Source organism: Pseudoalteromonas rubra, from assembly GCF_005886805.2.
In the GTDB taxonomy this organism is placed as follows: domain Bacteria; phylum Pseudomonadota; class Gammaproteobacteria; order Enterobacterales; family Alteromonadaceae; genus Pseudoalteromonas; species Pseudoalteromonas rubra_D.
Genome location: NZ_CP045429.1, coordinates 4,036,406 through 4,061,122 on the forward strand (window position 1 = coordinate 4,036,406; position 24,717 = coordinate 4,061,122).

The window sequence follows — 24,717 nt, forward strand, 5'->3', positions numbered from 1 at the left end:
AGTATTAATTCTTTTCATATTTCAGAGAAACAAATGCACACAAGACAAGTAAGCACACTATCCCTCTAAAAAACGAATAAAATATCGAATCGAACAATGAAAAATAAAATATCGACGAAGAGAAGAACAGCAATAGAGTGCCAATGCATTTATCTATAGCCAATATATTAAAAGAGATCTTTAACAAATAAATTAAAAAGAAACTATAAGCTGCGACACCGAGCAAACCAAGTTCAAGTGTAAACCTTAGAAAGCTTGAGTGAGGATGTGGATAAACATCCAATATATACTTATTTACATACATGGATTCCATTGCCAGATCTAGGTTACCAATCCCAAGACCCAAATAATTCCCTGAGAAAATAAAATCATATGTAAATATATACATACCCAACCTTTCCAAGTTTGAATAGTTGTTTGTTTGGTCAAGGCCAAATGCAGATATAACGTAATCTATACTAAAAAAACTAATAACAAAGAAAATCAAGAAAAAAGAAATTAAGTAAATTTTATTCAAAATGCGTTCTTTATCCTTAAATACCGACCCAAATATAACAATAAAAGGCGTTATCATTATAAAGAAGAGTGCACTCCTCGATTCATACAAACTAATCGCATACATGTAAATTATAAAATCAAAAATAATACTATAAGACTTATTTCTCAGATAGAAATAGAGTGAGCTTCCCAGACCGGCAAGCACAATAAGCATAGCATCTTCATTTTTACCAAACATGTAAAAGTCGTCGACACCTAAAAATATACTTACGACCTTGAGAAGACACAAAATTATACACGAATAACGTAGGTTATTTAAAAGTAGTGAAGGGTTTCTTATTATTGGCTTACCAGACATAATAAAAACAATAAAGATAAACGACAATACTAAAAACTGAACCAGCTGAGTCATAGCCCTAGCATTAAACACTGAAAAGAAATAGGGTATAAAAAGCAAAGACATAATCAGCAGGAAAAATATTATGTTTTTCCTACTAAAACTAACCTTGTTAAAATTAAAATAATTGAAAAATATTTTAGAGAAGCAAAGTAAAGCCGCAACATATGGATTCAGCAGCATTACAATTGAAAAGATAAAATTTATACCTGTCGTAAAGTAGACTAAGAAACTTGCAATTAAAACAAGAGCAGAAAGAAGCTGTATATTTTCCAATAAGAACATAACTATTTCAACTCAATTAAACTTAAGTAAAAGCGTCTATTCGTTGCAAAAGACAACAAGTAATAAACAATAAAAAACACAATGCAAGAAACAATGAAGTTAATTTCAATGAGGCTAATCAACCACAGAGAACATAACGAAATCACGATATGGAGTGACATTACTTTAGCATCTCCGATACTCACTAACTTAAATCCTTGCCTGCTGAGAACGATAACTAATAGTATGCATTGCATAAATGAAATCACAGTCGAGGAGAGTGCAACTCCTTGAAGCCCAAAAAACTCAATAAAAACTGAATTCAATGCATAATTGAGCACCAAGAAGCATACCCCAAAGCTAGTGATAATGTTGGATTTTCCTAAAGAGAACATCACCTTTAACAGCAGTAGATAGATTGATGAAAAGACCACCATAAAGGCATAACCGCTTAAGATCCCACCAACATCTTGTGCTAGATCAGAGCCGTAAATAATAGCCGCAACACCATTCCCTTCAAAATAAAACAAAACCGAGATAGGTAGGCTAAACATCACAATCAGCAACATCAGCTTGTTTGTAATAAAGTTCGCTTTAGTCAGATCATTATCAGACACTAGCCTAGACACTCTGGGGTAGAAAACCGTCAAGATTGCAGCTACAAAGATTGCTCCAAATATTTTAACCAGCCTGTTAGCATACATAAGGTTGGAAACGCCACCTTCAGCAAAACCACTAGCAAAATACTGGTCAACTAATATATTAATCTCTTCGATACTTAAGAACGCAATTAGTGGAAGCAACGCAAGCAGCACACTAATATTGCGTTTCCAGTGCCACTTTCTAAGCAAACTATAACGATTGTTAAAATAATATCTTTGACAGCCGTAACATAGCAGCATAGTTAACAGATAAATCGTTGCAAATAGATAAACAGCAAGCTCGTCAGAAATCGCCAGTTCAACGAGGAAATAGATAGCAACTAGTTGAAACGAATTCAGTATTATTGGGTTCAATGTTGATACACTAAACCTTTCGTTAATCTGATTACCCTGGGTAGGCAATTGGAACAATATTGATAAAACAGGAAGTAGGCAAAATAATTCAAGTAGAACCTGAGTATTTTTCACCAAGACAGGATTGTCACCACTAACCAGCAAGGATGATATATGGCCTGAAAATAAATAGATTCCAAGAGAAATAATTGAAAAAACAAAGATCAAGAACAAGTATATCTCTTTAAAGAAATCGGTTTGCCTTAGCTCTGTTTTTCTCGCAATATATTTTGGTATGAAAACTGTGGATACAGCACCTGAAATTACTACAGTTTCAAAAAACGTGGTAAAAGAAAATGAAAGAAAAAATGCGTCTAGCCAATAACTATTTGGATATGCATTAGCCATCTGTTGAATTCTCAGAAAAGCTACAATTTTACCCAAAAATGTGAATATAAAGGCAATACCAATTGAACGAATCACAAGAGCTACTTAATTTCAAAAAGTTTTTGTCGGAGTTGCCTTAGCCAGAAGGCACCCTCATTATTTTCAGAGATGACATCAAATAAGTCAGTTTCCAGCCCTACTTTTCCAAGTAGGCATGGGGTGAATAGGTTGCTCATTGCTCTTCCTTCACGATTCTTAAATTCGGCTGAAATCATGCATACTGACAGTATCTATGGACCAGGCTTAACCGATAGTGGGTGTATAGCTGGGTTAATCGGTAGCCACTTTATTTCTTAATAGATACGTTGATTTCATGTATAGCTCTTTGCGCAGTTATGCACAGACAGCTGTTTGCTCCGTATATAATAAGCAATCTATCTTATTAAAGCTCTCTCAGTATTTCGCCAGACTATTTACTACTAAGCACCGAGAAAGCACAACACTTATCACTTTCATACAGCCCATACTAAGGTATGTATCACCATGATTAGCTTTACCTAGTAATAATGTTGGAAGCAGCACCTTTTTATCAGTGCTGCCATTTTACTTAGTCCGGTGTTTTAGGATAGCTACTATCAGATTAGCACCGTTTCTGAGTCAATACTCATCATAGCCCCTTACTGATATCAATACGGCTTTATATGTTACTTATCCGATTTATATTCGTAGTTATAGTAACCATAATAGCCGTAAGCATTGCTGGCTTTCTTGACTACACCATTAAATACAACACCCTTTACGTCAATGCCATTTTGTTCAAAGCGATTGCGCGTTAGCTCAAGCTCTTTGACATGGTTTTGACCAAATCGAGTTACAAGCAATGTTGAGCCTGCATGTGCACTTACGATAGCAGGGTCGGTAACAGCCAAAATAGGTGGTGTATCGATAATAACCAAATCATATTTTTCACTGACCAGTTCAACCAACTTCGAGAAGTTAGCATGCATTAACAGCTCAGATGGATTAGGTGGTATTTGGCCACGTGTGATTACATCCAACCCAGGTACCTGGCTCTGCTTCGTTGCTTGTTCCAGGGTTACTCGACCAGCAAGAAAGTCACTGAGTCCATTATCCCACTGCATACCAAACTGCGTTTGCAGGTAACCTTTACGCATGTCAGCGTCAATGATTAACACTTTCTTGTTACTTTGTGCCAATACAGTCGCCAAGTTTACGGAAATAAACGATTTACCAACGCCAGGGCTTGGACCTGAAATTGCGATAACGTTGTTCTTTGCCTCCATCATGGCAAAATGCAAGCTTGTACGAAGGCTACGAAGTGCCTCAATTGATAAGTCTGCTGGATTATCAACAGCGAGTATTGATTTAGCTTTAGCGACTTTACCCTTACGCGCTTTTGCAAAACCAGTCAGTTTAACCTGATACTCAGAATAAGGAACGCTGGCATATACCGGCAGACCCAAGGCTTCTATTTCATTGGGGTCTTCAATCCCTTTATGCATCGCTTTTTGGATAAGTACTATCGCGACAGCCAGCATTCCGCCAACTAAAGTAGCTAAAATCACAATCAACGCTTTCTTTGGCTTTACAGGCTTAGAAGTATTGACTTCAGCGCTATCAATAATCCTAACATTACCAACTGTCCCGGCGCGCACGATGTCAAGTTCCTGCGTTTTTGCAAGTAATAACGTGTATATTTCGTTATTCACTTCAACGTCACGCGTCAATCTTAGCAGTTCTTGTTGAGTTTCAGGCAATACCTGGACCTGATCGGACAAACGTCGTTTTTGATTTTCAACGGCTTCAATCTGCTGAATAGCAGCTTGATAACTCGGGTGACTTTGTTTGAACTTACGTCCTAGTTCTAACTTTTTGAGTTCCAGCTCTTGCAGCTGAGTTTCTAGTTTAACTAACTGTTTCAGGACACCTTCTGTTTCCAAAGAGATATCAACTGACTGCTGCTTAACTTGGTAATCGTTGAAACGTTGCTCTGCGGCTTCAAGCTGCTTCTTCACCTGAGGTAATTGATATTCTAAAAACTCAAGTGACTTCTGCGCCTCGGCACTACTACGTTCAACATTGCGACGAACATATATGGATGCAACCTTGTTCAATACCGACTCGGCATATTCGGCATCTTCATTCTGTAAGTTCAGATTGATTATTCCCGAATCTTTGCCTTTTTCACCTGCACCAATTTCAGCTTGAAGATCAAGAATGGTATTCAAACGATCTCTCTTAACCAGCAGAAACTCGGTATTTGGTCTGGCATTCAGTGTTTTGATTGTTAATGCAAACTGGCCACTTTCAACCTCTTCACCCACTTTACCTCGAAGAACGCTGGTGCCGTCCTCACTGAGCAGTTCAAAAGTATCTGTGTCAACAACACGCAACGTAAACTCTGTATCAATCGCAGCTCTGGGCACTTTGAACTTAAAGATATCTATTTGTTCACCACCCCAAGCGTAGCTTTCAGCACCAAAACTTGGTTCAGCTAGTTCATTCGAACTCGTCGGTGTAAACTTTCTAAACGAACGTCCACCTATCACAGGGAAGAGTTTTGGTTCAACGACGACATCTAACTTGAGGCTATCAACAGCTTCACCAATAATACTCCGCGACTTCAACAGCTCTATCTCTGTCACCGCTGCTGATGTTGTTTCAAACATCCCACCTAACTCATCGAATCCAGGAACGGCTCCGCCTTTTTCCTCGACCTGGATCATCGCTGTGGCCTGATAAACAGGAGTGCTAAAAACAGCAACAGCGATACCAATGAGCATACAAATTGTGGTAATCACAACTATGAAGAACTTGCGATCCAGCAAGGCACCAAAAATCGATATTAAGTCAATATCTTGTGTCTGTTGCCCAGCTTGGTTTTGCTGCGCACCACTTAATAGGTTGGATTGAGCATTCATCGACTCTTTCATCCTTATAAATACTTATGCCAAGCACTGCACGCGCTATTGATTAACTCGTATACATGTTCAAATGCTTCTTGGCTTTGTCGGTAAGGATCCGGAATTTCTTTATCACCTAACCACTTCCCTAAAAGAAAAGTCTTACCACGAGCTTGTGGATACCTTGAACACAAATCTTCCAAGTGACGCTGCTCCATCACTAATATAACGCTATTTTGAGACACCAATGAGGTGCTGATTTGACGTCCTCTATGCTCTGACATATCAATGCCATGCTGTGATGCTAGCTGTTGAGCAAGTTGATCCGCAGGCTTATCAACTAATGCTGTCAAACCCGCAGAAGACACCTCTATCGCTCGTTCAGAGAGTTTGCTTTTTAATACATATTCAGCGGTGGGGCTACGACAAATATTGCCCGCACACACGATCAAAACACTATCAAACATGAAATTTCACACTATTGATTGTCGATGTCTTGAAGCGCATCCACTGTGGCAAGTGAAGGCAACAAGAGACTGATAACTTTGTTCCAGCGTGCAAGAGGTGCGCTAGTCACATAAACGATGTCTTGAGGCTCGAGCTCAAACTGCTCGGCAAGCACCAAAGACGCTATATTTCTCGCATGCAGTTGGTATACATCAGCAATCACTCCATCTTTCTCGAAGTCTCGCTTACGCAGGACAAATACCCCATTTGCATCTGCTGTCCGTTCATTAACGCCACCGACTTCACTTAAGGCCTCAGCCAAGCTCAAACCATAGCGGTTAATACCAATTTTACCGGCTTTTGTTACATCCCCCAATACGTAAACATTTTGCTTGTCATTACGACTGACATGTATCACGTCACCATGCTTTAATAGGCGGTTTTGAGAGATGTCGCCCTCTGAATAAAATCGTTCAAGACTGATTCGTTCAGATTTCTCACCTCGAGTAAATGTGACATGATCCCAATTGGCAGAATCTGTAAGCCCTCCGGCCTGATTAACAGCATCCAGCAAAGTTAGTGGAGTTTCGGTAATTGGAAATACGTTAGGTTTATTAACTTCACCAGTGACATAAACTCTTTGACTCTTAAAACCAACGACTTTTACATCAATTTGTGGATCTTCAATAACGCGACTTAATCTTTGTACTAAATCAGCACGTAACTCAGTCACGGTTCGACCTGCTGCAGGTATTTCCGGAGCATAAGCAAAGGTTACCGTACCATCCGCTTGGACACGGAAACCATCAAACTCGGCGGTACGCTGAACCGCAGCTGGGATAGTTAATTCAGGGTGGTCCCAAACGCCAATTGTGAGTACATCACCTACACCTAATCGATATTCAAAATCAGAAACGTCGATGCCACCAATACTCGGTATGGCAGCTTCTTTCTGTTGAGTCTGATAGCGTTTTGAATCCTGGATGAGTTGAGCATCAATTAAGTGAATGTTGATGTTTTCAAGGTCGCTTTGCAGACTGGCAGTCTGCTCACTTGAGTCTATTCCTTCAAAATGGCCGCCGGGAACAATCGAGCAGCCAGTCATTGCAAGAAATACAGTAGAAGCAATGATAGTTTTACAGCTTAGCGCCATTATTTTTTCCCAAAATATAGTTTTTTCTTTCAGTTTTTAATGGTGTAATATTTCGCATCACCAATTAAAGCATGCGCGATTGTTAATCGCAAGTGACAAATCAGCCAGAGCCTAGGTGTTACTTCTTATAAAGCCTGACTGGTTCCTGCTATTTTTATGTCTCAATACATATAAACTTCCGACACATCAAGCAAGGTCAATGCAAAACATTTCTTAGTATCCAAAATCAGCCCAAAATCTGGATTATCATAGACCTGAAATATTACCATATCGAGACTTATTTGCACGCATCAGTCTGTTACTCCCTTTAAAAGTAATGCCGAGGCTATCGGATGAATCAGTCAATACCCACTTTGAGCAAAAAAGACTAAAACCCTGTGACAAAACACCGCTATGGCAAAATTTCCCGAAGCCTACACTTTTTTAAGCAAAAATAAATATGCATAAAGAACTAATCCTCCTAAAAAAGCGCCGAGACTAGTTCAGAAAACACAATAATAAAGCGCATTCTCATTTCAGATGCTTTGGCTCACCCACTCAACAAAGAAACAGAACTTACGCACCGGCCTCATAAAGCTTCCTCCTAACAAAACCAATGTCTAATTTTGCAAGATGGTTAGTGTGTCTACTTGTCGTTTAAACTATGCAATACCATGGACTTTTTAGTTCTACGGCTGTGTGAAAAATGGTTGAGCAGATAGGACTGAAAGATAACGTACTCTGATTTCCAAGATCCTTTTTTCTCTATATCTTTGATTAAAAAATAAATAGAGAGAATTGCTGCCTTCCATGCACAACTCCCTGAACAAGGGAGCCAAAGTAACGAGGTGGTATTATACTTTTTTTATCACGTGAGTCTAGCTCTCCCAGTGCAGAGAAGACATCGTCTACATCCCATAACAGAACCAGCCTAGACCAATTAAAGTGCGGTATTCTCGTTCCACTCATAGCTGAGTTAAAAGCACAAAATTTAGAGCGGGGTGTCGAAATAGTAAATGCCACAGACAGCCACTAACTGCAAACAGGTTAAGCACCTGGGAATACAAGGTGTAACCCGGAGAAAGCCAGTGAAGTAGCAAATTGAGGACCTAAAACACTTGCCGCCTTCCCAGCTACTTTTGGTCCGCCCATAATACAGTTCAGCGGACACAGGTGCTCACAGCTCAGTTCAAACAGGTTTACCGATGACAAGTATCCACATATAGGTGTAAATACTGTGAGAAAGTAAAGGGTAGAAGCTAATTAAGTTGGCAACGCGTTTTCTAATCAGGTATTTCTGGCGGAAACTCGTTAGACAAGCGCCATCGAGCTATATACACCTCGTTCACCCTAAGTACACCTCACTGACCGACATATGATGAGACATCGACGTCGGTCAGTGAGGCGAGTATTCAGCAGACTTTATCCGCTCGATGCTTCAGTACCGTAGCTGCGATCAAAAAATCGATTTCTGTATCAATGTCAATAGAACTTTCATTAGACATTATATAGGGGTAGTAATCTTGCTCTAGGAAGAGTTTACCTGATCTTTCGAATTCAATCTTATCAACTAAATAAATAGCTCCGTTTAGCTGATAATAAGGATCCAAATCCTGAGCCCTGGTGTTAGTCAATCCAGATATAAACTGCTTAAAGTCATGTTCTTCTTTTAAGCGCGTGCTCCACAAAGGAGAGTGTGCACACTCAGTCATAGAAACAACGCCTTTGGCATTTTTCTCAATATATAGCTCTATCGCTGAGTCAATGTCCTCTGCCGCTCTCAGTGGAGTAGTTGGCTGTAACAGGCAAATTACATCAAATTCAATCTCACACTCTTTGGCAAACTCGACAGCATGCTTTATTACATCCAATGAAGAAGCTGTATCGCTTGCCAACTCCGCAGGCCTGGCTAAGGGTGTAACTTGCTCATAAGATGAAGCAATCTCTAGCACCTTTGGACAGTCTGACGTCGCCAAAGTATGTGAAATATATTTGGCTTCCTTAATCGCTTCAAACGTATGGGCAACTAAAGGGAGCCCACCTAATTCCTTGATATTCTTTTGCGGAAGCCTTTTGCTACCAGCCCTTGCAGGTACAATCGCCAATACTTTTAGCATGTTCAGAACAACCCTAAATCGTGAATGTCAATTTGCGCTCGTTTAAAGTCATCATGCCTGCCAATATCTAACCAATATTCATGGATCGGAAACTTAAGTACTCTACAGTCTTCGTCTTTCTTTCTCTGAAACAAAGATGGCATATCCAGATACTCACTTTTACCGAGAGAGCGAATAATCTCAGGTGAGATCACATAGATACCTGCATTAACAAAATACCGATACGTTGGCTTTTCGACGATATCAGAGATGACATGCCCTTCCCCTTCAATCACACCAAAAGGCACCTTGATCTCATAATCTCTAACACACATAGTTGCATCAGAATCCTGAGACTCATGAAACTCCAGAACTTTTGTAAAGTTCACGTTTGTCAGAATATCGCCATTTATCATTATCAGGGGTTTATTTGGCAAACTGTCTGGTAATAGAGAAAGCGCGCCCGCAGTGCCAAGAGGCTCTTCTTCATGAACATAAGTGATGTTAACCCCAAACGCTTCGCCATTTCCGAAGTATTCAGTAATTACTTCAGGCAAATAATGGGTTGAAATATAAAAATTATTAAAGCCAAAAGATTTAAAATGTCGGATCAAGGTTTCCAGCATTGGCTTGTCACCGACTTTCAACATGGGTTTTGGACAATTATCAGTTAAAGGTCGTAATCTCGTTCCAAAACCACCGGCCATAATAAAGATCGGATTATCTTTTTTCTCGACCTCTAATGCCTCATGCAGGGTTTTCAATCCAACCAGACTGCCGCTGCCATCGACGATAGGAATAGATAGGCTGCTATGAGCACGCATTATCTCTTTCAGCTCAGCCGAAGTTTTGCGTTCAGACGCTACGATCGGTGATGAATTCATCACTTTCTCGACTTTATCTGACAAATCAACCCCTGACAGTATCCCTCGACGAATATCGCCATCCGTTACTATTCCTGCCAGCTTATCACCATCAGTGACAACCAACGCGACCCGAAGCGCTTCCCGGTCAATAACTTCCATGGCATCTCTGATGCTAGTCTCTGGCGAGATTAATAATTTTTTCCATTTGCTTGTCATTTGGCACCCTGTTCTTTAACTGTTGTCTTTGTTCCATAAGCAATACAATTTTTCGCTAAACTTTTTGTCAAAGATGCTCCAACACCAACAATAGCGCGCTCACCAATTGTAATGTTATTAATTATACTGGCTCCAGTAGCCACGTGCACACCCTGCTCAATTCGAACCTGCCCACTCATTGTAACGCCCGGCGCGATATGGCAATGCATCCCAATAGAGCAGTCGTGATCGATTGTAGTGGACGTATTTATAATTGAGTTTTCACCAATAGCAACACCGATACAGACCACAGCGTTTTGCATAATCTGCACCCCCTCTGCTAATTGAGCATTAGCAGAGACATTGGCACTGTTAGCGATCACTTGTGCAAATTGATAACCATCATCTTTGAAGCGCTGATATATTTTCTGCCTCAATGATTTATAGGGCATCGCTCCAATGGCATTGACGAGCTCCACTTCATGCTTATCATATTTCAGAACATCGTCGTCGCCGGTATGATGCGTAAACTCGGCTAATCGCTTCAAACTTGGTGAAAGCTCTGGTGCAACTACAGCCAAAATCTGTCGGTTTTGCTGGAGCAAGATTTCCGCTAAGCCAGCAGCATGACCTCCCCCACCGATCAAGACTACTGGTGATTTATTCATCTAGTAATTGACCGACTTGATAATCTTGGGAAGCCTCAGTATTGAGCACTTTCCAATATAGTGAAGGTGGCATGCCATCACCCGGGCGCTTAACCACAACATGTGACTTAGTAATCACTTCGCCGGCTTTTAATGCTTGTGCCACGATCAAGCTCTTTCTGGCTACTTCTTTATTTTTAACTTCGAGCGGACGAGGCCCTTTGATACCATCACCTAATACTCTCTCAGCGATGCGAATACCCTCAACCATCGCTTTAAGCTCAACAGGATCCAAAGATGCTTTATGATCCGGACCTGGCAGAGACTTGTCTGTCGTGAAGTGCTTTTCAATCAATACCGCGCCTTTTGCTACAGCAGAGATAGGCACAACAATACCCTCACTATGATCTGAGTAGCCAACTGAGAGCTTAAACGCGTCTTTCATTGTATCCATGGCATTTAGATTGATATCGTCATAAGGTGCCGGATATTCTGTTGTGCAATGCAACAAGGTCACTTTTTCTTTAAGCAGTGCTTTACCTTCCTCAGAGTAATAAGCTTCTAGCAACAGCTCATCAGTTGGATCCCCTTCAGGGTGTAAATAACCGAATGCAATAACAGATAATACGTAATCAATATCACTCAGAGTGGCCATACCTGTAGAAACAATTAAATCACACCCGGTTCTGGCATGCTCTAACACCAGTGGTGCGTTAGTTATCTCTCCGGAAGGTAACTTCAGTCTCGTGATCCCCAAATCATTAACTAAGAAATCAAGGCTCTCGGAATCGAACGCGGTTGATAAAAACTCAATCCCTAACTCCTGGCAATATTTAACCAGCTTGTGATGCGTTTCGTAACTCAGCTCTAATCGCTTAAGCATACTAAATTGAGACTCTTGCTGCCCCGTATTCGCAACTTGATAATCAGCTTGCTTCGCTGATTCCGTTACCAAGTTTTTAGCTTTGAAGGTTTGGAATTTAACAATATCTGCACCCGCTTCGTGTGCAGCATCGACCAATTTAAAAGCCAGCTCATCACTACCGTTGTGATTAACGCCAGCTTCGGCAATTATTAATGTCATAGTACTCTCATTTTAGATCGTAGAACGGCTTACTCGGTTGAAAATCAAGCTCTTTAAGCATTTGAATGGCTTGTTTACTTGCATTGCCTGCACCGTATGGGTTTGCAATTGCCTCGCCTTCAGCTTGATATTCACGAGATAGCGCTGCGCGTATCGCGCTCTCAATACTGTGCGTCTGTGCATCACAATGCAGTACACTTTTTGCAGCCAACCGGCCTTTTTGGCGCACACCAATATTGATTGTGGGTACATCGAAAGACGGCACTTCAATAATGCCACTTGAAGAATTACCAATCACCACAGATGCGTGTTTAACAGTACTCAAGTAACGCTGTTGTCCAAGAGATGGAATCGCCAAAACCCTTTTTGGATTTGCCTGTGCATACTGTTCAAGGATAGGGATAATTTTTCTTCCACCATCATCGGCATTAGGGTAGGTTAAAATAACCTGGTGATCTGCAAAGGCATCTAAAGCTGTAAGGATCGCGTTGAAGCTCTCTTCAGGAGGCTCTTCACCCAGAGTTACAGGGTGATAAGTCACCAAAAAGTAGGGAGCCTTCAGGTCAAATTGCAATGACTCAGCAATCTCATCAACTGTCATAAACTCACTTCTTTTTAAGTGATCTAAGCCAATTGCACCGATGTTTTTAACCCTCGTTGGCGATTCTCCTAGTTGAATAACACGCTGCCTATACTCGTCTGTCGATGTACCATGAAGGTAGCTAAGTTTACTGATAGCATGCCTGATAGCATCATCATAAGCGCCTTCCGTGATTTCTCCACCATGCAAATGCAAGATTGGAATCCTCAAAATCATAGCTGTTTGAGCTGCCGCTAATGCCTCAAACCGGTCGCCTAAAATCACCAGTGCATCTGGTTCCAATCGGCTTAAAGCATCTGTAAACCCTAAAACACCCAGCCCCATGCTCTTAGCTGTGCCCGTTGCAGTGTCAGAAGATAATAAAATTTCGATCCTTTCGTCTATTTTAAAACCATCATCTTCTATCTGCTTATACGTGTTTCCAAACTCAGGAGATAAATGCATGCCAGAAACGAGTAACTGCAATGTCAAATCAGGATCATCATGTATGTCTTTAATCAACCAGTACAACAAACCATATTCGGCACGTGTTCCCGTAAAAACAGCTATTTTTTTACTCATAATCAGACACCTAGTTTAGCAATTGGTGTACTTGGTAAGTTCACAAGACGTGCTTCAACATACTCAGAGTAAGTCAAATCGCCTCTTAAAGCGTTACTAAACATTGGCAAGCGGTGCATCAACTGCCAAATTGGTCGAGTCATAACCCCTTGGCTATTCGTTTCCTGCAATAACAACTCTCGTGCGGCTTTGTCTTCACAAATTACCGCATTGAGCCAGTAATTTGATTGTGCGTAAGCAGGCTCGACCACAAACTTGAACTCACTGCCATCAAAAAAGTCGCGATATTGCTGTGCAAGCGCTCTTTTTTGTTCAATAAAAGTGGTTAACATCTCGAGCTGCGCACACCCTAGTGCCGCATTTAGATTTGGCATGCGATAGTTAAACCCCGCCTCATCGTGAAAAAACTCGTATGGATGAGGGACTTTAGCAGTCGTCGTGACGTGCTTAGTGCGGGCTCCGGCGTCAGCCGTTTGACATAAAACAACGCCGCCCCCACCTGTTGTCATGATTTTATTACCGTTAAAGCTTACCGCACCATATTCGCCAAATACCCCGGTATGCTTACCCTTATAATATGAACCAAGACTTTCTGCTGCATCTTCCACCAATGCAATCTGCCACTTTTTACACACTGCAACGAGCTCATCCAGTTCGACGGGGTGTCCAAATGTATGCATTGGCACTACAGCCTGAATGCGCTGCTTCGTACTACGGTGAATAGTACCTTGTTCAGTCAGTATTGCGTGGTCCTCTAAATAGGTTTCCAGCGCTTTTGGACACAGGCCAAGGCTCACTGGCGAGACATCAACAAATACAGGCTCAGCCCCCATGTGATGAAGCGCGTTACAAGTCGCAACGAAGGTAAGTGCTTGAGTGATAACCAGATCACCAGCTCTCACTCCCGCCATATAAAGAGCGGCATGCAAGGCAGCTGTGCCATTTACTGTTGCAACAGCTTTAGCCGTGCCAGTTAAACTCTCAATTTTTTGCTCAAACTCGTCAACAAACTTACCTACGCTAGATACAAAAGTACTATCGATGGTTTGTAAAACGTATTCTTTTTCATTACCACTAAATGTCGGTGCATGAAGTGGTATAAATTCATCAGTCTGATACAGAGCTCTGACAAACTCGTTAATATTATGTGGTGTCATTGCAGCCCCAAATCACATCTTGCTGTCTAAGTATTTACCGGTTTCTTTATGACCAAAATCAGGGATCATGGTGAAAAACAGCTCAACGATCTCCTCTTTTGTCCAGGACTTTTGATCTTTCAGCTGGCTGATTGTACTTTCAAACAACGCAATTTTGTCTGCGTCATATTCCAGCTCATTCTTAATGATCCCCAGGTTATTGAATCTTTCCATATCGAGCGTTTCATTTTCAGTGAAGAACTCTTCAAAATCTTTTTCACCTGTTGTGTCACTCTTTGTAAACAGGCACGGCCACTTACCTTCAGCTGGTAGCGTCTTGACCAGCTCACGCGCCTCTTCTTCAGAGTCGCACAGATAAGGCTCATAACCTTTATCAGCAAGATATTTTACTGCAATATCAGCAAAGGTAATTAAATGTAACGACTCGCTTAACTTCGGGAAGAAAATATCTCGGTTCTCACCGAAGATACAAGACATTAGGCAAAGCTCGCCCGACTCCTGTGGGATAACAAAGTAGCGTTTGATATCACTTGGAGCAACTATCGGTTGCTGCTTTTCGATACGTTGGTTAAACCCATGAAGCAAAGAGCCATCTGAAAATGCAACGTTCGCGAATCGAGCTGTTGATATTGCGATCTCTTTGCTGCGACGCATCAGGAACATTTCCATGATACGCTTAGAGGCCCCCATCATATTAACGGGGTTTGCAGCTTTATCCGTTGACACACAGAAATACTTTTTGACACCTGAATCTATAGACTGCTGAATTGTCTTATCCGTGTTAAATACATTCACGTCAATCATGCGCATCAGAGTGTAGGGATCTTTCTCACTGCGGACATGCTTCAGCGCAGATAGATTCAGTACATAATCGTACTGACCGTCTGCCTTAATGAAGGCATCGTATTCGATTGAACCTATATCCAGAGCAAAAGTTTGGAAATCCCCATCGATGTAACCATATGAGCTGCGAATATCTCTTACAAGCTCTACCATGTTGTTTTCACTAATATCCACAACGTGTAGTTTTTTGGGGTTACGCTTGAAAACTTCCTTAGTCACAGCTTGACCAATCGAACCAGCGCCGCCCAATATCAGAAATCGAGAGTTAGATACTTCCTTTTGTAGTGCTTGCTCAGCAGACTCAATATCTTGCAAAAAAAGTTGCTTTTGTCTACCTATTAAATTTAATATTTTGCTCATTTATAATCTCGAATTATTAATAAAAACAGTAATTATCTGATTTATATCACACTGTGATATTGCTCATAACATCGACATGCATTACAACGGTTTTTAACGGAAAAATTAGACACCAAAAATATAGAGTATGACTGTCCTTTTTATACCGAGTAGTCCAATAAAAACTACTTTTCTCAATCCACTTTCTAAAAAGTAGAAATCCATGTACCCATTCAATTATACGAGTTTTTTGACAAAGACTTTATAATGTAACTATACGTACTACGTGTATTTAGCATTACCCTAAATCGAATATAACAAGAGTTAGTGCATTAAGCGCCATGAAGAAGTTTGTAGTCAGAGTCCCGAGTCTTCACCTATCGGCCAACCGCATGACACTCGTCTTTTGCCTCATCAAGGTTACTCTACCCGCCGGATAATCGCTCAGCCGTTATCCATCGCATGTTATTTGTATTTGCAGGCTTGCTAACGTCCATTATACAATTTTCGATATGTGAGTCTAGCTCTCTCATCTACAGGTCATGGGCATGTCACATAACACAAAAATACGACACCGTGCATTCTGAGTAATGATTTGCTTTATGCCTGCTTAGCTAAAATCTGTTCAAAAACTACATAGTCATATGCTGCTCTGCTAGCTGATTGTTTCAACTACCTTTATTGAAAGGTTTTTATAGTGCGCTTAAAGGACAAGCCTGACTTTTTACGTAACTCCCTGCCATCACAGCGCTGACTATATCGTTTTTCGAAAATTTGCTTTGTAGAATTTGATATTAGAGAGGCTTAAGTAACTTCAGCTAACCTAGTCTAGGTGCATTTGGGTTTAACCCACAAACCAAATCAGCAGCTATGTATTCTGCAGAACGACAGGTTTTGTGATGAGTTAACCAGGCTGAAGTGCTAGAACGCTGTCAGGGCAGAGTCTGTATCGCAGTCTCCCCCCTTTTTAGATACAGGAGGTGAGATAGATAGCTTAATCGTGACCGAATAGATCGCTCGTATATACTTTATCTGCCACGTCACGAATTTCATCTACCATACGGCTGGACACAATAACGTCTGAAATCCGTTTAAATTCTTCCAGCTCAGTGATAACACGAGAGTGGAAAAACTCACTCTCATTCAGAACAGGCTCATAAATGACCAACTTAATACCCTCAGCTTTGATGCGTTTCATAACTCCCTGAATTGATGAAGCTCAGAAATTGTCGGAGTCACTTTTCATCATCAGACGACAAATGCCAACCACCTCAGGCTTGCACTTCAAAATAGAATCCACGACATAATCCTTACGCGGGTCGTTTGCGTCCACAATGGCACGGATGAGGTTATTCGCTACATCCTGATTGTTGGCTAAAAGCTACTTGGTGTCTTTTGGTGTAACTCCCCCATAAACTGCAACAGTTCTTGAGTAGAATTTCCACTAACAGAAGAAGGAAGTTTTACGATGAGAAAAAGCAAGTTCACCGAGTCACAAATTGTTGCCATGATCAAAGAAGCTGAATCGGGCGTATCGGTTCCAGATCTTTGCCGAAAACATGGAATTGGACAGAGCACACTTTATAAATGGCGCTCCAAATATGGCGGCATGGAAGCGTCGGATGTAAAGCGTCTGAAAGAGCTTGAAGAAGAGAATCGCAAGCTCAAGGACATGTTTGCAACACTGAGCCTGAAACACACTATGCTTGAGGAAATCGTTGCAAAAAAGCTGTGAGCACAAGCAGGCGTAGAGCGTGGGTTGAGCATTTCCTTAAGCAGTTTGGGGTAAGTGTGGCACTTGCTTGTGAGGTTGCAGGACTAAATCGAAGTGTCTATTACTACACGCACAAACGGCCACCAGATGATGAGGTAATCGATGCGTTGCTATTGCTTGTAGAGCGTCACCCTCGCTGGGGTTTGCCTAAGTTGTTTAAACGGCTGCGGCATCAGGGCAAAACATGGAACAAGAAGCGTGTTGAACGAGTTTACAATATGCTAAAGCTCAACTTGAGACGAAAAGGAAAGCGCCGTGTTCCGACACGCAGTCCAGAGCCATTGAGTACGCCGGAAAAGCACAATGATTCTTGGTCTATGGATTTCATGAGCGATGCTTTAAGCTTTGGACATCGCTTCAGAACATTAAATATTATTGATGATTACAATCGGCAAGCACTGGCCATCGAAGTCGATACCAGTTTGACCACAGAGCGGGTTATCAGAACGCTTGAACGAGTGATTGCCTGGCGAGGAAAGCCGTCGCAAATAAGGGTTGATAATGGACCTGAATTTACATCCAGCTTGTTGGAGAGTTGGGCTCAGAAAAAAAATATGAAGCTAGAGTTTATTCAGCCAGGTAGTCCTTATCAGAATGGATTTGTGGAGCGTTTTAATCGCAGTTATCGAGAAGAAGTATTAGATTTATATCTGTTCGATTCACTACAACAAGTACGCGAAATCACAGATGAATGGTTAGAAATTTACAATTATGAAAGGCCTCACGATGCGCTGGAAGACATGACTCCAGTTGGCTATCTTGAGGCTGCATAATTCTACTAATGAGCTGTACTAGGTTGGGTGGAGTTACATGTGGGTGTTGCAATAACAATAAAGTCTGCATGTTCATAAGCGCTAGCTTTATCCGTCGTAGCGACAAACGGCTGTGTTTTTGACTGCAGAAACTCAGTGATTTCTGCATCGGCGATGGGAGAAAACTTCGAGTTGAGCATTAGAGACACGTTCTTCAACAATATCCAAAGCGACAACATCGCAATGTTGTGCCAATAACATTGCATTCGACAGGCCGACATAACCTGTACCTACTACCACTATATTCATTTTGCTAGTTTCCGACTCTAAAAATACTCAAAGAACAAAGAAGTAACCACTATCTTTAAAAGTATGACCACTGAAGCCTGGCTCGGCTCAGTCAATACACTGTGCAATGAGCTTCTTCGTTTTCCCTTGTACATGACTAAAGCTAATTTCCTTTTCGATAATCTCCCTATTTTTAAGCTTTGACTTTTCATCTAAGTCAACTGAAAGGAGCTCCGGAGAGTTCTGTAGTTCAGCCATGGTATGTATGACACATCCCAAATCCCTAAAGTGACTGTAGGCATCATTCTTCTCATTGACAAAAACTCTGCTTCCTAAATACAAAGCAACAACAATATTACCAACACCTTGCTGCCTACAATGATTCATAACGACATGTGAACACTCAGAAATAAGCTTAAAATACTCAGTCTGCTCCATAAATTCAGTCAATGGTTCAATATCGAGATCTAAGTTTCTAGCGTAGTGAATAATTTTATCTCTCACTTTAGATGAGGCACCATATGAAAGTGGGAGATAAACTGTTCTTTTATTGCCCATAAGGGAGTGAAGTACGTCCAGCGCTTCAATGTGATTATTAGGAGGGGCTGCACTGTTACCGAGTAGCACACTATTTCCAGATACCTTAACGTCTTTTAGGCTATTTAACACATTACACGTACTACCATAATTCCAATCTATGAACTTACAATTCATTAAGGGATATAAAGACTGTAATTTAGTATACTCTCCGTAGAGCACAGGTGAAAAGTAGTCAATCCTCTCTAACAAATAGCTCCAACTTACTTCAATTTTCAATACTTTCTTTAGCTTTGACTTCAAAGCCAGGAAAGTATTGTTACCTTGAAAACTTCCTTTATTCAATATCGAGTGGGTTTTAGGTAGAACCAATTCACCATTGATCAAGCTATAGTAATCATAACCCATTCCTACCCATAAAATTCTTATGTTTTTATCAAGGTTGTATACCAACCTTTTATTGAACATCGTGAGTGAATGTAAAACTATCAAATCATAGCCTGCTAGCTTTTTCAGAAAAGCGGCATCCGAAAAAGACTTTGCAGGTATGAATTTAGGTTCAATTTTTTTTACGTATTTTAGCTCTCGTTTCTCGCCCACAATAAAGTAGTCTGAGCAACCTGGAGCTGCCGCTTCAAACTGTATGTAAGCGAAATCAGGGAATTTTTCATCATGAATAAAGTGAGCAATTTTCATCTATCACATACTTAAGTTATTAAATGTTTATTTGCTGATTATAACCGGAACGAGCTCTTTCCCAGCACGAACATTTGGTATGACCGTGATATTCGTGCTTGAAGTGCCCTTGCCCATAGCCCACTCAATTATTTGCTTAGGAATATTGGCACCCGCTAAATGTGAGAAAGGATACTGACCACCGAACCGAGCATTTAACTCGAGCACATAAAAATGCCCATCCTGCTCGAGAAAATCGATGTCAAGGACTGCAATATGAGCTAGTTTTTCAGCGATACGTTGGCCAATTTCAGCGAGGTGCGGGTTGTCAAGCGTGACGGCTTGATCCGTTTCTCCAGCTCTCATTGCTATTTTGTGTTTAACGAAACTAGTGACAAAATTAGCAGATAGGTCGTTAATCGCCTCAACCCCATATTCATCTCCCAAAATAGCTTGCTGGATTAAAACTGACTCTTCCAAAGCAGCCTGAGATTCAAATTTCAAGTAAGAATTTTTAATATCATTCAATACTTTTTTATAAAAAACAGCTAACTCTTCACGGTTTTCTGCCTTATATATTCCTATTGACCCCATCCCCCAACGAGGCTTAACGATAAGGGGGAAATTCAAGCTTTTCTCATCTAGCGCGGATAATGCAGTTTCAAGATTAAGAAAGGTTTTCGGTGTAATAATATCATTCTGTGTCAAAAACTCATATGTTTTCCACTTATCATTACAGGTATCAATCACATGCTGATCTGACACAACAACCTGAATACCATTATTAGCAAACTTCGACTTATTCTTTGCTAAAACAGGAAGATCTATATCAAAAAGGGATATAAGCATATCGATTTCATTTTCTTTACAGTATTCAATCAAATAGTCGATATAGTCTTCACTGTATATATTAGGCGTAATCGTAAATCTATCAGCTTGCCGAATTGCATATGTATCAATGCTATTTGAGGCATGTACAACTCCCCCTAATGAAGAGAGAACCTCCTTAAAGTATTCAACAAGGTATGTTCTGCGCCCAACCGAAGTCAATAATATATTCATTTAACAAGCCATCAAGTTTAATAGTCCACCTGTATGCCAAAATAAAACATTACTTTGGCTCGTATAGTTTCCTGATTTAATCATATCTTCCATACCAAACCAGGCTTTCCCGGTATAGGTTGGATCGAGAACAATGCCAGTGCTTCTAGCAACCTCTATAACTTTAGACGTTAATAATTCAGAACTGTTTTCATAACCACCGAAGTGATATCGATCTGTAAAGAAAATATCATTTGAGTAGGTTTTATCTAAACCATACTTTTCTATGAATTCCTCAACAGATTGCCGTACAGCCTCTGTGCCTCGCGCTTGTTCTCTGGCAACGCTAATGCCATATACTTTGGTTTTAGGGAAAAAGGATTTAAACCCACAATGCAAACCGGCTTGGGTAGCACCAGTTCCACTTGCAACAAAAACAGAGTCGAAGTCTACATCGGATTGACATTCAACTTCTTTGACAGCATCAAAGAAGGCTAAGGTACCTTCGTATGAATGCCCTCCTCCCCAAATATAGAATGGAGTTAACCCGTTTGATTTAAAGCGATCCATTTCTCTATCCATGACATCGGATACATCAGACATTTCACAATATACGACGTTTACGCCTAATAACTCCAACAACTTGAGGTTACCTGTCGATCGAGAAACTGGGGAGCTGTGAATGACTATTGTGCACTCAATACCCAATTCTCGGCACTTTATAGCTGTTGCTCTCACATGGTTTGATTGCAGCCCTCCACAAGTGACTACAGCGTTGCAACCATCGCTTAGACACTTGGAGAGGATATACTCTGCCTTTCGACCTTTGTTACCACCACCCGAGATAGGGTATAAATCGTCGCGTTTCAGGTAAACATTAACACCCAGTTTACGGGAAGCCATTGGGCTATAGACTAACGGGGTCATCGGTTTTCTCATATGATAACTTTATTTTACTATTTCCAATTTTAGTATAGGCAGAGGGATAATCCTTAAAAGTGAACGCTTTGATAATTCTCAAGGAGGCATCAGAGTCTATGTTTTCCAGGTTGATATATCTCAACCCATTAAGGCTATCTTTATTGTAGTACCTAGACACATACCCTTTCTCTATAAGTTCGCTAAGTGGCGTCTCTATTGCAGTACCATTCAAAATACTTTCAAATATTTCTATAAAACCTTCGAGTAGGGCAACTTGCGTTTTAACAAAGAGATCGTAACCTGTATCACTGTTTTGTACCTTAAACTCGCATCTCTTTAGAATATTACCAGTGTCTATCCCTTCATCTATCCAGTGCAGCGTACCACCACCAATATTGCTACCAGATATAATTGTATGCACAGTACTGTAAAGCCCACCAAACTCAGGTAAGAGCCCACCATGAAAGTTAACAATACCTACGCCGAATCTATCGATAATTTCTTTTTTAATTATTTTAGAAAACCGACAACTGATTCCCAGGTCAAAACTTTGTTCTGTTTTCTTCAGTTCATCGAGAGATAGAATAGGTATGGATTTAGCTCTTGCGTATTCAAGCAGAAGCTCATCATCCCACGGGTCGTTGTTTGTCGGATTCTCATTACCAATAACGACTGCTGAAATTTCGCAACCATCGTGTTGTGAAATAAACTTCGCAACCTTAGTCGCGATTGGCAAATCCCCAAATATCACAACCTTCTTCATAGAATTAACCCCACAATGAGTTCCATATCTTCGGTGGATAAATCAGCATGGATTGGTAAACAAAGCACTTGCTCGGATACTTTTTTTGCACAAGGAAACTCTTGTTCTGATGAATGATATAATTCAAAATCAGTTACCAGTGGATAAAAGTACTTTCTAGCTAGAATGTTATTTTCCTTGAGCAAAGAAAACAGCTCATCTCTACTTTTTCCAAACGCTGTTTCGTCAATGAATATAGGAAAATACGAATAATTCCATGAGATATTGTCTTCAGGCGTCAATAACTTAATGCCCTCAACGGAGCCTAGTTTTTCATAGTAGAAAGACGCAACCCCCTTTCGTCTCTCTATTGCGTCATCAATATGCTTCAGCGTTACAAGGCCAAATGCCGCCTGCACTTCATTTAACTTTGCATTGATACCGCATTGACTAATTACACTTTCCGATTCAAACCCAAAGTTCTTGAGTTTATCCAGCTGCTCTTTTTGCTCCAGAGTCTTGCATACCACAGCACCACCCTCAATTGTGGAATATGCCTTAGTTGCATGGAAACTTAATATAGATAAATCACCGTAGTTTAATACCGACTGCCCATTCTCAGTTACACCAAATGCATGCGCTGCGTCGTAAATCACCTTAAGATTATGCTTTTGAGCAAGGGCTTCGATGGCTTCATTGTTACATGGCATACCGTAGACATGAACAGGCACAATTGCACATGTGCGCTCTGTGATAGCAGCTTCGATATGACCTGCGTCCAAATTATATGTATCGGGATCTATATCAACAAAAACTGGTGTGAGTCCATTCCAATTAATGGCGTGTGCCGTTGCCACAAAAGTGTATGGGGTAGTAATTACTTCACCTTTCAACCCTAAAGATTGTAATGCTGTGATAAGTGCCAGAGTCCCATTTGAAAACAGGCTAACATAAGGCACATTCAGGTACTCACATAATGCAGCTTCCAACTCCTGATGATAATGACCACTGTTTGTCAGCCATTTACGCTGCCAAATATCTTCTAAGTAAGGTGTCAGTTCCTCCAGAGGAGGCAGAAGCGGTGAAGTTACGGTAATTTTATCCATGATCAATTTTCTTTCTTTGCGAAAAAGCTTTTAACAATATAGCTACATAATCGAGGTTGAAGGTAGCGAACACTTACTATGTATATGAAAGTAGCTAAGAGCATTGTAAATACTACTCTTACCCAATCAAGTTCTGAAATCAAGGTAGACACATACCAAGCGACACCGCAGGCAAAACTACTCATTAAAAAGATTAAGAGTAGTGTTCTGAGTTGGTCCATAACGGATAAGGCGTTTAGCTTACCATTGTAGTAAGAATTGATAAAAAATGCGATACAAGACTGAACAACCATACCTATGCATATCGCCTTCAAGCCCAGCGGCACTGTACAAATCAATATAACGGTTGTGATGCCTTTTTTAACAACCTCGAGCTTCAAAAACAGGTCAGCTCGCCCTTTAACCTGTAACATGTTGAGATTAATTGCATGGATCGGGTATAAGGTAAGCGCCAAGCAGATAAACGGAACCAGTTCAGCTGCCGGTCGCCAGACTTCTCCCAGCATTAAAGGTATTAGAGGATCGGCAACAACAGCTAACCCTATCAACAATGGGAATACAACTAACGCAGCAAGTTGAAGTGTTATTAAATAAGCGGCCTTCAAGCGCTCTATATCGTCCTGAATCCGACTTAGCATAGGATAAGTTACCCGCTGAATTACCGTCGTCATAGTCATAGCTGGTGTTTTTACTAATTGATTAGCTTGTGTAAAATATCCCACTTGCACCGCACTATAGTACTTACCAATAATGATTTGGTATATATTTTGGTAAATACCATTTAGTAGCCCCGCCAACATCAATTTAGATCCAAAGCCAAACAAATAATTGAATGAATCTTTGGAGCACCTTCTTTTCGGCGTCCAGGGTCTGACAATGTTGAGAATCACGATATGGCTAAACGCATAGCTGAGAGATTGAGCGACAAGCGACCACACTCCGACCCCCTGATATGCACACACCAACGCAACGCCACTACTTATCGTAACAGCACCAAAAGAAGCAACCGCCAACTTTTTGAAATCCATATCAATGGTGAGCATCGTTTTTGGCACCAATGAAAAGGCATGAATAATAATAACAAGTGCGAGCCAGCGAAGCAGGTTGGTGAGTTGGGGCTGCTGATAAAAGTCAGCAATAAAAGGCGCACCAATGTATAGTAAAAGATAACACAACACACCAACGGCGATGTTGAAATAAAAAGCGGTCGTAAAGTCTTGTTCAGTACGATCTAATTTTCGAATAAGAGCGGCACCCATGCCGCTCTCAACAAATACCTGGCTAATTGCCAGAAACACAGCCAGCATGCCTACCAAACCAAACGCTTGGGGGCCCAACTGGCGCGCCAGGACAAGCATAATAAGCAGTTGTACAAGCTGAGTAATAAGTCGCTCTATTGCGCTCCACTTAATACCTGAAGCCGCCTGAGATTGTAACTCCGACATAAA

Annotated in this window: 19 protein-coding genes and 2 pseudogenes; 1 reads left to right on the plus strand and 20 read right to left on the minus strand. The window is 40.9% G+C overall.

Annotation, left to right across the window (positions count from 1 at the left end):
• Positions 1-4: 4 nt before the first annotated feature.
• The 13 genes and pseudogenes from CWC22_RS24645 to CWC22_RS17375 all read right to left on the minus strand — a co-directional run.
• Entirely contained in the window at positions 5-1,180 is a 1,176-nt protein-coding gene (locus tag CWC22_RS24645) for an O-antigen ligase family protein (protein WP_419144612.1), read from the minus strand.
• Positions 1,181-1,182: 2 nt separating this feature from the next.
• Positions 1,183-2,637, minus strand: coding sequence for a murein biosynthesis integral membrane protein MurJ (murJ, locus tag CWC22_RS17320; RefSeq protein WP_138536058.1), 1,455 nt, complete (start codon positions 2,635-2,637; stop codon positions 1,183-1,185).
• 608 nt (positions 2,638-3,245) lie between these two features.
• Positions 3,246-5,483: a polysaccharide biosynthesis tyrosine autokinase gene (locus CWC22_RS17325; RefSeq protein WP_125558991.1), complete on the minus strand. Its 2,238-nt coding sequence runs from the start codon at positions 5,481-5,483 to the stop codon at positions 3,246-3,248.
• Positions 5,484-5,497: 14 nt separating this feature from the next.
• Positions 5,498-5,932: a low molecular weight protein-tyrosine-phosphatase gene (locus CWC22_RS17330; RefSeq protein WP_125558989.1), complete on the minus strand. Its 435-nt coding sequence runs from the start codon at positions 5,930-5,932 to the stop codon at positions 5,498-5,500.
• Between the two features lie 11 nt (positions 5,933-5,943).
• The gene (locus tag CWC22_RS17335; protein WP_125558987.1) at positions 5,944-7,065 is read right to left on the minus strand and encodes a polysaccharide export protein; all 1,122 of its coding nucleotides are present in this window, start codon (positions 7,063-7,065) and stop codon (positions 5,944-5,946) included.
• Positions 7,066-8,456: 1,391 nt separating this feature from the next.
• Complete coding sequence (locus tag CWC22_RS17340) at positions 8,457-9,161, minus strand: cytidylyltransferase domain-containing protein (RefSeq protein ID WP_138536056.1); 705 nt, start codon at positions 9,159-9,161, stop codon at positions 8,457-8,459.
• A 2-nt stretch (positions 9,162-9,163) separates the two neighbouring features.
• A complete protein-coding gene (locus tag CWC22_RS17345) occupies positions 9,164-10,222 on the minus strand; it encodes a nucleotidyltransferase family protein (protein WP_125558983.1) in 1,059 nt (352 codons plus the stop codon).
• On the minus strand, positions 10,219-10,869 hold the full coding sequence (locus tag CWC22_RS17350; RefSeq protein WP_125558981.1) for a NeuD/PglB/VioB family sugar acetyltransferase: 651 nt from the start codon (positions 10,867-10,869) through the stop codon (positions 10,219-10,221). The genes CWC22_RS17345 and CWC22_RS17350 overlap by 4 nt, the downstream gene beginning before the upstream one ends.
• On the minus strand, positions 10,862-11,932 hold the full coding sequence (gene neuB / locus CWC22_RS17355; protein WP_125558979.1) for an N-acetylneuraminate synthase: 1,071 nt from the start codon (positions 11,930-11,932) through the stop codon (positions 10,862-10,864). The genes CWC22_RS17350 and neuB overlap by 8 nt, the downstream gene beginning before the upstream one ends.
• A 7-nt stretch (positions 11,933-11,939) precedes the next feature.
• Positions 11,940-13,094, minus strand: a complete 1,155-nt coding sequence (neuC, locus tag CWC22_RS17360) for a UDP-N-acetylglucosamine 2-epimerase (RefSeq protein ID WP_138536054.1) — start codon at positions 13,092-13,094, stop codon at positions 11,940-11,942.
• 2 nt (positions 13,095-13,096) lie between these two features.
• The gene (locus tag CWC22_RS17365) at positions 13,097-14,251 is read right to left on the minus strand and encodes a LegC family aminotransferase (protein WP_125558975.1); all 1,155 of its coding nucleotides are present in this window, start codon (positions 14,249-14,251) and stop codon (positions 13,097-13,099) included.
• 12 nt (positions 14,252-14,263) lie between these two features.
• Positions 14,264-15,454, minus strand: coding sequence for a UDP-N-acetylglucosamine 4,6-dehydratase (locus CWC22_RS17370; RefSeq protein ID WP_125558973.1), 1,191 nt, complete (start codon positions 15,452-15,454; stop codon positions 14,264-14,266).
• A 973-nt stretch (positions 15,455-16,427) separates the two neighbouring features.
• Positions 16,428-16,847, minus strand: a pseudogene (locus CWC22_RS17375) (UDP binding domain-containing protein); the annotation flags it as partial.
• 54 nt (positions 16,848-16,901) lie between these two features.
• Here CWC22_RS17375 and CWC22_RS17380 point away from each other — a divergent pair.
• A protein-coding gene (locus CWC22_RS17380) for an IS3 family transposase (protein ID WP_230090589.1) occupies positions 16,902-17,980 on the plus strand; the annotation gives its coding sequence in 2 pieces (ribosomal slippage) (positions 16,902-17,154 and positions 17,154-17,980; 1,080 coding nt in all).
• A gap of 38 nt (positions 17,981-18,018) precedes the next feature.
• On the opposite strand, the pseudogene CWC22_RS17385 reads toward CWC22_RS17380, so the two are convergent.
• The 7 genes and pseudogenes from CWC22_RS17385 to CWC22_RS17415 form a co-directional block, all read right to left on the minus strand.
• Positions 18,019-18,268: pseudogene (locus CWC22_RS17385) on the minus strand (UDP-glucose 6-dehydrogenase); the annotation flags it as partial.
• 87 nt (positions 18,269-18,355) lie between these two features.
• Positions 18,356-19,480 carry a TDP-N-acetylfucosamine:lipid II N-acetylfucosaminyltransferase gene (locus CWC22_RS17390; protein WP_125558971.1) on the minus strand — a complete coding sequence of 375 codons (1,125 nt, stop codon included), beginning with the start codon at positions 19,478-19,480 and terminating at the stop codon, positions 18,356-18,358.
• Between the two features lie 27 nt (positions 19,481-19,507).
• A complete protein-coding gene (locus CWC22_RS17395) occupies positions 19,508-20,521 on the minus strand; it encodes an ATP-grasp domain-containing protein (protein ID WP_138537454.1) in 1,014 nt (337 codons plus the stop codon).
• Positions 20,522-21,439 carry a 1-aminocyclopropane-1-carboxylate deaminase/D-cysteine desulfhydrase gene (locus CWC22_RS17400; RefSeq protein ID WP_125558967.1) on the minus strand — a complete coding sequence of 306 codons (918 nt, stop codon included), beginning with the start codon at positions 21,437-21,439 and terminating at the stop codon, positions 20,522-20,524.
• A complete protein-coding gene (locus tag CWC22_RS17405; protein WP_138537452.1) occupies positions 21,408-22,184 on the minus strand; it encodes a formyltransferase family protein in 777 nt (258 codons plus the stop codon). The genes CWC22_RS17400 and CWC22_RS17405 overlap by 32 nt, the downstream gene beginning before the upstream one ends.
• Positions 22,181-23,269, minus strand: coding sequence for a DegT/DnrJ/EryC1/StrS family aminotransferase (locus tag CWC22_RS17410; RefSeq protein WP_125558963.1), 1,089 nt, complete (start codon positions 23,267-23,269; stop codon positions 22,181-22,183). The genes CWC22_RS17405 and CWC22_RS17410 overlap by 4 nt, the downstream gene beginning before the upstream one ends.
• Positions 23,270-23,271: 2 nt before the next feature.
• A complete protein-coding gene (locus CWC22_RS17415; RefSeq protein ID WP_138537450.1) occupies positions 23,272-24,714 on the minus strand; it encodes a lipopolysaccharide biosynthesis protein in 1,443 nt (480 codons plus the stop codon).
• Positions 24,715-24,717 lie beyond the last annotated feature (3 nt).